The sequence below is a fragment of the Lactococcus sp. genome, assembly GCF_036648155.1.
Taxonomy (GTDB): Bacteria; Bacillota; Bacilli; order Lactobacillales; family Streptococcaceae; genus Lactococcus; species Lactococcus cremoris.
The window spans coordinates 54,585-65,980 of record NZ_JAVXIY010000008.1; the positions used below are offsets into that span (position 1 = coordinate 54,585).

Below are 11,396 nucleotides of genomic sequence, written 5' to 3' on the forward strand. Positions count from 1 at the left end.
ATAAAGCAAAGACTATAATTTTTTCGCTGAGCTTCAGCAGGCTTGTACACAATAAATTTATTAGTGTAGTTTATTGACTTCCTCTCATAAATTTAAGCAAAATAAAAAACCGTTAAACGGATTTTTATCTTCTTCTGCGACGATACTCTTTTTGCTGCTTTTTATGATTTTTCAAAAGTTCATCCGCTTGTAAATTTATTTGTTGAGTTTCTGTCAGTGGATTTTCATGATTTTGCGTTTTATCTGAATTCACTGGTGAATCTGTCAGTGAACTTGAAAGAGCACTCCCATTTTTAGGAGCTTTGGTTTTACTGACAGAATTTTTTTTCTTCCCTTGACCACGCAAATGACGAACGAGAGCAATAATCCCCCCTATAATTGTCACTGACGCCGACAAACTTGTTAGCGTCATTAAAAGAATATTATTTCCTTTGGCATTATTATTGACCGTTTCATTGATAATCGTTGTTGAATTTTTAGTTTCTTTTTGACTTCCAGAATTTTTATCTGTTGAATTATCCCGACTTTCGGCTACTGGAGGAGTTTGATTCTGATTTTGCCCATTAGTATCTGTTTGATTTTGCGCAGTTGTACTGGTCTGTGTTTGACTTTGACTTGTCGAATTTGTCCCATCACTAGAACTTGTATTTTGTGAACTACTACTTGCCGAATTGCTTGAGCTTTGACTTGTCGAATTTCCTGTGGAACTTTGAGCAGTTCTATCTGCTGAACTTGCTGATGTCCCTGTTGCTGTTTCTCCATAAGCAATTGTTCCAACATTAAGCAGACTGATTAGTCCTATGCCATAAATAATTTTCTTCATACTAAAATTCTATGATATTTTTCTTAAACGAACTTAAAATATAGGAATGTATTAAATAAACATCGAGTCTGTTTCATCTTTCTTTCATATTTTTTTTGGTACAATAAACCTATGAATAAATCAACGTTTTCTTTGAATGATACTGCTTGGGTTGATTTTTATCAACTTCAAAATCCACGTCCAGAAGAAAATTATACTTTTCCAGCCATCATTATTTGCCCCGGAGGTGGCTATCAACATATTTCCAACAGAGAATCTGACCCACTTGCGCTTGCTTTTCTTGCACAGGGTTATCAAGTTTTTATTCTCAACTATACAGTGATGAACAAAGGAACTGATTATAATTTTCTCTCTCAAAATATTACTGAAGTTCAGGCGGTTTTTGCTTTGATTAATCAACATCATGAACAATGGCAAATTAATCCCAAACATGTCTTTTTACTTGGCTGTTCAGCTGGAGGTCATTTAGCCGCTTGGTATGGCAATTCTGAACAAATTTATCGACCAAAGGGTGTAATTCTTTGTTACCCTGTTACTTCCTTCACTTTTGGTTGGCCAAGTGATTTATCACATTTTAACTTTGAAATTGAAAATATTTCAGAATACAATATTTCAGAAAAAGTGACTTCGGCTACACCCCCTACTTTCATCTGGCATACCGCTGATGATGCAAGTGTTCCTATCTATAACAGTCTTAAATATTGTGACCGCCTGTCCAAACACCAAGTCCCATTTGAAGCTCATTTTTTTGAAGCAGGACCACATGGCATTTCCTTGGCCAATCGGACAACAGCTCCTTCTGATGCTTATTGTCTTGATTCAGTTCATCGTTGGTTCTCTTGGGCCTCAGATTGGTTAGAAAGACAAATAAAAAATTAAAATGCCCACTCAACTGGGGCATTTTTTTTGACAAAATTTTGTTCGTTTTAAATAGAAACTATCCTTTTTCTTTTAACCAAACTTCTTTAAGAAAATCCAAAGTATAATGAGAAGTGTCAGCTACAACGACGATATCATTTCCCAAATCCTCTGGTCGCCCAACTCCAATTGGTAGCGCCCCTGAATCTTTAATCGCTTGAATTCCAGCTTGAGAATCCTCTAAACCAATTGATTCAGTCGGTTTTACACCAACGGCATGAGCTGCCGCAATAAAAATATCTGGAGCTGGTTTAGACGCCGCAACTTCTGCTGGATCTGCAATCGCATCAAAATATTCAGTCAAGGCCATCCGTTCCAATAAAAATGGCCCATTTTTTGAGGCAGAAGCTAAAGCAATCTTGATATGATTAGAACGCAAATCTTTGAGTAATTGTAAGATTCCGGGATAAACATCAGCTGGGGAAACATCTTGAATCATAGTCACATAGTTATCATTTTTTCTTTGAGCTAGTGCCTTAAATTCTTCTGCCGATACTTTTTTGCCATCCAAATCTAAAATTTTCTGTAGAGAATCTTCACGAGAAACTCCTTTAAGTTGCTCATTAAACTGACGATCGACACCATTAATACCAATTTCCTCAGCTAAAGCTTTCCATGCTCTATAATGATACTCTGCGGTATCTGTAATTACGCCATCTAAATCAAACAATACTGCTTTAAACATCTTTTTACCTTCTTTCTCGTCATTTTAAAATGAATTTTTTAGAATGACTTTCCAAAATTACTGACAGAATTTTTTTCATTTCTGTCAGTAATTTTTTTATCAAAAAATAATTGTAAATCCTTGTATCAAAACTTTATTAAGAGCAAAACCATTTATTTTAAATCAAAATTAGCTTGTACTCCTGCTTTTAACTGAACTTCCTCATCATAAACTTTAATCAGCAAGTCTGATGAAGCTGTCAGTAATAATTGACCTTTTTCAATCAAAATTTCCACTTGACAACCTTTGAAAATTTGACTGAATTTCAATTTGGTCCAACTTTTTGGTAAATGCGGAGCAATTGAAAAGTATCCATCGCGTAGTGTTAAACCAGCAAATTCATTTTGAATCACTTCAAGTGTTTCTCCCATAACCCCAATGTGAACCCCTTCAGCCGTGGTTCCGCCTTGGATATCATAGTAATCACTTCCAATCGCAGTGATTAAAAAGTCAAGCGCTTCATCAAAATCACCCAATTTGACATCAATCCCAGCAAAAACTGGACGTGATGTCGTTGAACCATGAACAGTTCGTGCAAGATAATAATCACGATTAACTTTCAACCAATTTTGGGGTAGCTCATAACCTAATTGTTTGACCAATTTGGTCACATGTTCATGACCCAAATTGTACATTAACATCAAGGTATCAGCTTGTTTAGCCACTTGATATTCGTCAGGCGAAATTCCCTCAGCCTTCATCAAACGGTCAATCCGATGAATATCGCCATATTTTGCTTCATAAGCTGCAAAATCAACTTCCTTAAGCTCAAAATACTTAGCATATTGGGCAATCACACCATTCTCATCAATATCTAAATAAAGATTTTTCCGAACTTTTTGTGACGCTTCAAGCAAATCTGCTGGAATTTCAAAACCTTTCACTGACAGCTCTGTCAGCCAATTTAACTGCCAAGTCAGCATCAAATTCGTATAAGCATTATCGCAAATCCCACCTTCTTGCCCTGGATAAGCCTCATGATATTCATCAGGACCCATGACACCAGCGATATGATAACGTCCGTCAGCGCCCAGCTCGGCTTTGTTTAACCAAAACTTCGTGGTTTCAATGAGCAAATCCAGTCCACCATCAGTCAAAATACTTTCATCATCTGTCAGCTGTAAATAAATCCACAGATTGTAAACAATAGCTAAGCTGACATGTCTTTGACGGCGACTATTATCTGGTTCCCATTCATTATTTACTGTATTCAAATGAACAAATTGTGCCTGTTCATCTCCAATTAAGCCGGATTGCCAAGGAAACATTGCCCCTATTTCTCCATCAACCTTTGCATTTTCCTGTGCAGCAGTCAATCGATTGATTCGGTACAAAAGCAAATCACGCGCTGTTTCTGGTTCATTAGCCGCATAATAAGGTAGAACAAAAATTTCATCCCAGAAAATATGTCCTCGATAACCTTCACCAGTCAATCCACGCGAACCTACGGACGCATCTAAAAACTGATTAGCACCGTGTTGTGCCGCTTGGCGAATATGGAAAATATTCATTCGCACCATTCTTTGCAAATCCGCATGATCAGAATCAATGACAATATCGCCATCCTGCCATACTTTCTCCCAATAATTTGCATTATTTTCCTGAATTTTACTGACAGAAGTTGCTGCCAGTTCTGTCAGCACAAATTCAACAGGGTTTTTGGTTTCATAAGAACTAGCAATAACAATCGATTTTTCAAACTGAACTTCTTGGTTTTTTAGTAAATCAACTTCAATGGATTCTTTAAAAATTTCAGAATTTCCAGATTCTACTTTTTTCAATGGCTGACCATTTAAAGAAGTTTTAGTCGCAACTGCTAATTCTATGTCCGTCGTTCTAGTTTTTGCCACCAAAAGTCCATCAGCAATTTGAGTCACTTCAAATTCTTTGCTGTCAAAAGCCCGATAACGTTCAACATTTTGATTCAATACCGAACCATCAATAAAAGTTTCTATTCGCAATTTTCCAGAAAAATCAGCGATGATTTCTCCAACGAATCCAAAATCATGAAAATGAATGGGATCAACAAATTTTGTGGTCACTAAAGTCAAACTTCCCTTGGCTAAACTGACATTATAGCTCTCAATTTGCAATCCATTTTTGAAATCAATCGAAGAATTTTTCTCAATTGCTGACTCAAAGTCAACCAATTCATTATCAATATAAACTTTAATCAATTGTGGATTTGGCCAATTGACCATATCTTCATTGATAACATCATGACCTGCAACTTCTGTACTTGTGTAATTAAAGACCCCTGCGACATAGAGTCCCGGATAATGATTATCCGAACAAGTTGCCCACAAAGGCGCCCCACGAAGCCCTAAATAACCATTTCCCAATGACATTAAAGATTCTTGCCCATAAGAACGCTTCCCTACTTCTTGTTTGTCATATTGGATCATCCAATCTTTATCAGTCATTTCTCCCCCTTTATTAAACTAAAGGAAGCAGAATTTATTCGCTCTGCTCCCAAACAATTCTGTTAATTATTTTACAGCATCCTTAAATGCATTTTTTTGTTCAACCCCTTGTCCCATGACGTCAGTATCCTTGTAACCAAAGAACCAAACTAATAAGAAAGTGGCAACAGCACATACCGCAGTGGCAATCCAGAAGAGCATTAAGTTACCCGCAGGGGCATGATGCGTCAATGGATTAGAGATAAAGTTAGGAAAACCAATCAATGACCCTGAAAATCCAAACATTTGTAAGCCACCAAATCCGGCAATCCCAGCACCAATTGCTGCACCAATTGAAGACATGATGAAGACACGAACATATTTCAAGTTAATTCCGTACATGGCAGGTTCAGTCACCCCACAAAAGGCCGAAATGGCAGCTGGAGCAGAAAGTCCTTTGAGGTCAGCCTTTTTAGATTTAAAGAAGACAGTCAAAGCCCCAACTCCTTGCGCAAGCATTGTGAAGGAAACAATCATATTAAGTGAGCTTGCTCCTGTTGCTGCCAACTCTTGTGAAATAAGTGGTACAACCAACCAGTGCAAACCAAAGATAACCAAACATTGATACAAACCACCGACAATAATACTTGCAATCCCTAAGTTTAATGACAAGATATGGTCAATAACGAATGACAAACCAGATGAAATTGTTGAAATAACAGGACCGACCAAGAGTAAAACGATTGAAGCAGTGATGAAGAAAGTAATCATCGGTTGGAAAATTGGACGCAAGGCAAGTGGTAAAACTTTTTTCAACCAAGCATTCAAAGGTTTAGCGATTGCTACTGCCACAATGATTGGGAAAATTGTATAAGCATAACTTGGCAAAGCAACTGGAATTCCAAAATAACTTGTATTAAAAGTGACTCCAAGGAAATTTGCAACAGGAGCTGCTGCTTCAACAACAACATTTTTACCGGCCGCATTTGTTCCAACATGAGCATTTACCAAGTTAGTAATCCCTGGATTAATCATGAAACCACCAACAGCAGCACCAATAAATTGTAAAACAGTATCTTTAGGTGCTAATTGTTTTGCTGCTGAAAATCCTACTAAAACAGGTAAGAAATAAAATGGTGTCATTGCTAGAGTTGAGATAATGACGTAAGTTGAACTTGCAGGGTCAATCACTTCAATTAAGCGATTTCCTTTAACAAAGATACTTAGTAATCCATTAATCATCCCACCAGCCGCAAGTAAACCAATAATTGGAATCATCGAACCTGTAATTGTCCCAATAACCACTTGGAAAGCATGAACAATTGGATTTTGTTTTTTTCCATTAGTTGGTGCTGTTGCAGCGACTGCTTGTGCCGTTGCGTCATCATCAACTACCGAATCACCAAGTTGTTCAACAACTTCATCATAAACATCCTCAACCGCTTGTCCAATAACCACTTGATATTGATTCAAGTTTGAATTATAAACGGCGCCTGCCACACCAGGTAAAGCTTCAATCGCCGCCGTATCTGCTTTATCTTTGTCTTTCAAGGTAAAACGAAGACGAGTGATACAGTGAATAACTTTTGTGACATTCTCAGCGCCACCTACATTTGCGATAATTTCTGTCGCAAGTTGTGAATAATTTGCCATAAGTTCTCCTTTTACTTCATTATTTATGAAGTATTTCATAATATAAAATAATAATTGACGAGTTTAATAGTCACAAAATTTATATACAAAGCCCTCGTCTTCTTTGTCCTATAAATGGATTAACCTTAAATTTTTATTCTTTATTTAACACTTGCCTTACCAAGTTCACTTCCAGAAGTAGCTGGTCCATAATTGACATTGAACTCAGAGAGTTTATCTTTTGTATTTGTAAAGATAACCATTGTCGTTTTATCTAAACCTGCAGCTTCAATCTGTGCCCAATCAACGCTTCCAAGCTCATCACCACCATTGACAATATCATCAACTTTGACCTTGATTTTAAAAGGAAGACCTTTAAGAGCTACTGTATCAATTCCAAGATGTAAAAGTACATCTAAGCCATCAGCACGTTTAAAACCAATTGCATGTCCTTGAACCAAAGTTACTTTTGCAGAAACTGGGGCAAAAATTTTATTTTCTTTTGGCTCAACCGCGAACCCGTCTCCCATTATCTTTTTTGAAAATACGGGGTCGTTGACTGTTGAAAGGTTGATAACTTCCCCAGAAACTGGTGCATAAAGGCTTTTATCATCTCTCAATTCTTTCTTTTTTCCTATTCCAAACATAAGAATCTCCTATCTTTTGCAGTTGTACGTACAAGTTAACAAAATCATTGTATCACATAAAAACGTTTTCAGCAAGCGTTAACAATTATTTTTATGATAAAATATAAAGTATGAAGAAATATGAAGTGATTTTGCAAGATTTAGAAAAAAAGATTTTTAATGATATCTATAAAACGAACGATATTCTTCCAAGCGAGAATGAACTTTCTATTAGTTATGAAAGTAGCCGTTCAACCGTCAGACAAGCTTTAAAAATTTTAGAAGAAAAAGGGCTCATCCAAAGAAGACATGGCTATGGCAGCATTGTCCTCGCTCACGATCGGCTCCTTTTCCCTATTTCCGGCTTAACTTCATATAAAGAATTACAAACTTCAATGGGTTTTCACAGTGAAACTGAAGTAATAAAATTTGAAAGTATAAAAATTACCCCAGCTCTTTCAGAAACTACTGGATTCGCCATCGGTGACCAAGCCCTTAGTATTCTTAGAAGAAGAAAAGTAGATGGTAAATTTTCCATTTTGGATTGGGATTTATTTTTAGAAAAATACGCTGATGGTTTGACCCCCGAACATGCCCAAAATTCTACTTACGATTATTTAGAAGGGGCTTTGGGGCTTGATATTGCCTATGCCCAAAAAGAAGTTACCATTGATTTTGCTTGTGAAGATGATTTTACATATCTTGATTTAAATCCGAAGGACCATCATATTGTTTCCGTGAAATCTCATGTCTATCTTGCCGATAATACACTTTTCCAGTATACTGAATCACGACATCAGGTTGACCGTTTTCGTTTTACAGAGTTTGCTAGACGTCAAAAAAGATAAAAAAACTCTACCACAGTAGGTAGAGTTTTAGGATATGAAAAAAGACAAGAAGAATATTCTCCTTGTCTTTTCTTTATTTCACACCAATTTCCGCTTCAACAACTTCAACAATTGTATCCACAACATGGTCAACTTGTTCATGAGTTGGAGCTTCAGCCATCACACGTAAAAGGGGCTCCGTACCTGAAGGGCGAACTAAAATACGTCCTTTACCATTCATTGAAGTTTCCATTTCTGAGATAACTTTCTGAATAGCTGGCACATCCATCGCTGATTTCTTAGCTGCATTGTCTTTTACACGAACATTAACTAATTTTTGAGGATAAATTGTAACTTCACTTGCTAATTCAGATAAAGTTTTACCCGTTTCACGCATTACTTTTAATAATTGAATAGCTGAAAGTTGACCATCTCCAGTCGTGTTGTAATCAAGGAAAATCATATGACCAGATTGTTCACCACCAAAGTTATAATTATTTTTCTTCATTTCTTCAACAACATAACGGTCACCAACAGCTGTAATTACTGAATTAATTCCTGCTTCTTCAAGTGCCAAGTGGAATCCAAGATTAGACATTACTGTTGTTACTAAAGTATCTTGTGCTAATTTACCTTGTTCAAGAAGATACTTCCCAACGATAAACATAATTTTATCGCCATCAACAATTTCACCATTTTCATCAACGGCAATTAAACGGTCAGCATCCCCATCAAAGGCAAGTCCGAGGTCACTTCCTGTCTCAACAACTTTTTTAGCCATCGCTTCAGGATGAGTTGAACCAACTTTAACATTGATATTAAATCCATCAGGATTTTCACCAATCACTGTTAAATTGGCTTTCAAATCTGCAAAAACGGCACGTGCTGAGGTATATGAAGCACCATTCGCAGTGTCAAGCACCACATTATAACCTTCAAAGTCACCTTCAGCCGTTGTTTTTAAGAAAGCTTGGTATTTACGAACGCCTTCAATATAATCATGAAGCATTCCCAAACCTTGAGCTGATGGACGTGGCAAAGTATCTTCTTTGGCATCAATCAAAGCTTCGATTTCGAGCTCTTTTTCGTCTTCTAATTTGTAGCCATCTCCACCAAAGAATTTAATTCCATTATCTAAGGCAGGATTATGACTTGCCGAAATCATAACTCCAGCAGAGGCCCCATCTTTTTTTACCAAATACGCAACACCAGGTGTCGCAATGACTCCCAAATCATAAACTTCAATCCCAACAGACAAAAGTCCTGAAATCAAACTACTCACAAGCATTTGCCCAGAAATTCGTGTATCACGGCCAACATATACTTTGGGAGTTTCCAATTCGTGTTGGCTGAGAACATAGCCTCCAAAACGACCAAGTTTAAAGGCCATTTCTGGCGTTAATTCTACATTTGCTTCTCCGCGAACACCGTCTGTTCCAAAATATTTACCCATTTTTATTGTCTCCATTTTTTATTCTTTTTATCTGTTATCAAAAACTAACTACTGATTTTTACTGGGGTCAAAGTAACTTCAACCTCTTGTGGATCTATACTCACTCCATCTACTCGCAAAGGGACTGTTATTTTTGTTTCTTTTACGATTCCAGTAATATCCACTGTTGCTTCAACATTTTTAATTGCTTCTAAAGTACTTTTTTCACCCGATAAAGTGACATTTTTATCAGAAAGTTTTGTTTTCACTTCTGATAGTGTTTTATCGAGCGTTCCTTTTTGTGTGAGCTTAACTGGAACATCTTTGGTTAACTTATTCACTGTGACTTTCAAATGTGTTGTTGAAGGTTCGATTTGCGCCGGAAGAATTTTACCTGTACTATCCACAGCGTGGAGGGTTACGGTACCAGAATAATTTTCGTTTAAGTTGACATCATTTGGCAAAGCTGCTTCAATGGCATGAATTTTTTTGATACTTTCATCCCCTGCGGTGACCTTAACTTTTTCGTCACTAACAGTGAGGTCGCTAATCGTAAATCCCTCTGGAAGCTGAGTCGCATCAGCTTTTGGGGTTACCTCAAATTCTTTTTTAGCCTTATCCTCTAACGTAATATTCATTGTTTTGGGTTCAATTGTTGCCGTTACTCCGCCCGGAAGTTGTTCAATTCTGATTGGAACATCAAATTTACCAGTTTTCAGTTTAGTTAAATCAACACTTAAAAAGAAATTTCTAGTATCTGAGTTTTCTTCATTGGTAATTGAAAGTCGATTATATCCTGATAAATGAACTGTTGCGTTGCTATTGTAGCCACTGACAAAGTATTTATTAGAATTATACTTTAATTCTACCGGAACATTATTAATGGTTGCCGTATATACTTCACCAGATTGGTTGGTTCCTTGATTGCGAATAGATGTAGCGTTAGCATTAAAGAAAAGCACAATTGCAAAGAAAATAGAAGCTAAAATATAAAATGTTTTGGAATTAAAAAATTTATTTGCCATTTTTCTTTTCCTCCACCTTATTTTTTCTAATTCTTCCTGTTCCTCTCACCGTTTTTTCAACTTTAGGAACTAAGATTGCGACTAAAATATCATGAAATTTTTCTTTTGAAATATCAGCAAAAAACTCGCCATTATGTGCTACTGAGATTCCACCTGTTTCTTCTGAGACCACCAAAATCAAAGCATCTGAAACCTCAGAAAGTCCAATTGCAGCCCGGTGTCTTGTCCCAAACTGTTTTGAAATACCTGACTTCTCAGTCAAGGGAAGGTAGGCACTTGTCACGGCTATTTTATTTCCCTGAACGATGACTGCGCCATCATGCAATGGCGTATTGGGAATGAAGATATTAATAAGTAGTTCACTGGTAATATCAGCATCTAACCGAATTCCGGTACTTACAAATTCGTTCAAGTTTTGTCCTTGCTCAATCGCAATTAATGCCCCAATCTTTCGTTCAGACATGTAAGCAAATGACTTCTCATAAGCTGAAATGTGACCATCTAAGCTCCCTTTTTTTGTTGGTGTAAATAAAGTGGTTGTTCTTCCCAAGCTTTCAAGTGCTCGTCTAATTTCCGGTTGAAAAATGATAACTCCGGCAATAACCCCGTAAGTGATGACTTGATTGAGTAGCCACTCAACTGTTGTAAGTCCAATAAGTCCAGCAATAATTCTAATAAAAATGAAAATAATCACACCACGAACAAGCGTCATTAATTTTGTTCCTTGTACAAAGCGAATCGCTTGGTAAAGGAAAAAACTGACAATTGCAATATCTAATACGGCAATAGCAATCCGCAGAGGTGATTCATTCAATTCAAAAATTTTTTGCCAAAATTCAAGGTTAAAAAATTGATTGAAGTCGGTCAAAAGTTCCCCCTCCTTTTCATATCGTTACTTTAATTATACCAAAATTTTATATTAACTGCTGTATTCCCATATAATGATTAATGGTAAGCTTGATATATTTGTTATTTATAGATTTTTGG

Annotated in this window: 10 protein-coding genes; 2 read left to right on the plus strand and 8 right to left on the minus strand. The window is 36.7% G+C overall.

Annotated features, from left to right (window positions below):
- Positions 1–124: 124 nt before the first annotated feature.
- The gene (locus RSC39_RS09100) at positions 125–823 is read right to left on the minus strand and encodes a hypothetical protein (RefSeq protein ID WP_063281825.1); all 699 of its coding nucleotides are present in this window, start codon (positions 821–823) and stop codon (positions 125–127) included.
- Positions 824–934: 111 nt separating this feature from the next.
- On the opposite strand from RSC39_RS09100, the gene RSC39_RS09105 reads away from it, so the two are divergent.
- Positions 935–1,702 (plus strand): alpha/beta hydrolase, encoded by a 768-nt coding sequence (locus RSC39_RS09105; protein ID WP_063281826.1) that lies wholly within the window; start codon positions 935–937, stop codon positions 1,700–1,702.
- A gap of 58 nt (positions 1,703–1,760) precedes the next feature.
- On the opposite strand, the gene pgmB is transcribed toward RSC39_RS09105, so the two are convergent.
- The 4 genes from pgmB to RSC39_RS09125 form a co-directional block, all read right to left on the minus strand.
- Positions 1,761–2,426 (minus strand): beta-phosphoglucomutase, encoded by a 666-nt coding sequence (gene pgmB, locus RSC39_RS09110; protein ID WP_063281827.1) that lies wholly within the window; start codon positions 2,424–2,426, stop codon positions 1,761–1,763.
- Between the two features lie 152 nt (positions 2,427–2,578).
- Complete coding sequence (locus tag RSC39_RS09115) at positions 2,579–4,888, minus strand: glycoside hydrolase family 65 protein (protein WP_332536654.1); 2,310 nt, start codon at positions 4,886–4,888, stop codon at positions 2,579–2,581.
- Positions 4,889–4,954: 66 nt separating this feature from the next.
- Positions 4,955–6,520, minus strand: a complete 1,566-nt coding sequence (locus tag RSC39_RS09120) for a PTS transporter subunit EIIC (protein ID WP_332536655.1) — start codon at positions 6,518–6,520, stop codon at positions 4,955–4,957.
- A 140-nt stretch (positions 6,521–6,660) separates the two neighbouring features.
- On the minus strand, positions 6,661–7,146 hold the full coding sequence (locus RSC39_RS09125) for a PTS glucose transporter subunit IIA (protein ID WP_021036747.1): 486 nt from the start codon (positions 7,144–7,146) through the stop codon (positions 6,661–6,663).
- Positions 7,147–7,256: 110 nt separating this feature from the next.
- On the opposite strand from RSC39_RS09125, the gene treR reads away from it, so the two are divergent.
- The gene (gene treR, locus RSC39_RS09130) at positions 7,257–7,973 is read left to right on the plus strand and encodes a trehalose operon repressor (protein WP_332536658.1); all 717 of its coding nucleotides are present in this window, start codon (positions 7,257–7,259) and stop codon (positions 7,971–7,973) included.
- Between the two features lie 73 nt (positions 7,974–8,046).
- Here treR and glmM read toward each other — a convergent pair whose 3' ends face one another.
- The 3 genes from glmM to cdaA are packed head-to-tail and all read right to left on the minus strand — an operon-like array spanning position 8,047 to position 11,277.
- Positions 8,047–9,405 carry a phosphoglucosamine mutase gene (gene glmM, locus RSC39_RS09135; protein ID WP_332536660.1) on the minus strand — a complete coding sequence of 453 codons (1,359 nt, stop codon included), beginning with the start codon at positions 9,403–9,405 and terminating at the stop codon, positions 8,047–8,049.
- Positions 9,406–9,449: 44 nt separating this feature from the next.
- Positions 9,450–10,409 carry a CdaR family protein gene (locus RSC39_RS09140; protein ID WP_063281830.1) on the minus strand — a complete coding sequence of 320 codons (960 nt, stop codon included), beginning with the start codon at positions 10,407–10,409 and terminating at the stop codon, positions 9,450–9,452.
- Positions 10,399–11,277, minus strand: a complete 879-nt coding sequence (cdaA, locus tag RSC39_RS09145) for a diadenylate cyclase CdaA (protein ID WP_021036744.1) — start codon at positions 11,275–11,277, stop codon at positions 10,399–10,401. The genes RSC39_RS09140 and cdaA overlap by 11 nt, the downstream gene beginning before the upstream one ends.
- Positions 11,278–11,396 lie beyond the last annotated feature (119 nt).

Bases quoted from the DNA above. Each gene is read 5' to 3' on its own strand.
- RSC39_RS09140 (WP_063281830.1), bottom strand. From the start codon at position 10,409: ATGGCAAATAAATTTTTTAATTCCAAAACATTTTATATTTTAGCTTCT.
- pgmB (WP_063281827.1), bottom strand. From the start codon at position 2,426: ATGTTTAAAGCAGTATTGTTTGATTTAGATGGCGTAATTACAGATACC.
- RSC39_RS09105 (WP_063281826.1), top strand. From the start codon at position 935: ATGAATAAATCAACGTTTTCTTTGAATGATACTGCTTGGGTTGATTTT.
- RSC39_RS09115 (WP_332536654.1), bottom strand. From the start codon at position 4,888: ATGACTGATAAAGATTGGATGATCCAATATGACAAACAAGAAGTAGGG.
- RSC39_RS09100 (WP_063281825.1), bottom strand. From the start codon at position 823: ATGAAGAAAATTATTTATGGCATAGGACTAATCAGTCTGCTTAATGTT.
- RSC39_RS09125 (WP_021036747.1), bottom strand. From the start codon at position 7,146: ATGTTTGGAATAGGAAAAAAGAAAGAATTGAGAGATGATAAAAGCCTT.
- RSC39_RS09120 (WP_332536655.1), bottom strand. From the start codon at position 6,520: ATGGCAAATTATTCACAACTTGCGACAGAAATTATCGCAAATGTAGGT.
- glmM (WP_332536660.1), bottom strand. From the start codon at position 9,405: ATGGGTAAATATTTTGGAACAGACGGTGTTCGCGGAGAAGCAAATGTA.
- treR (WP_332536658.1), top strand. From the start codon at position 7,257: ATGAAGAAATATGAAGTGATTTTGCAAGATTTAGAAAAAAAGATTTTT.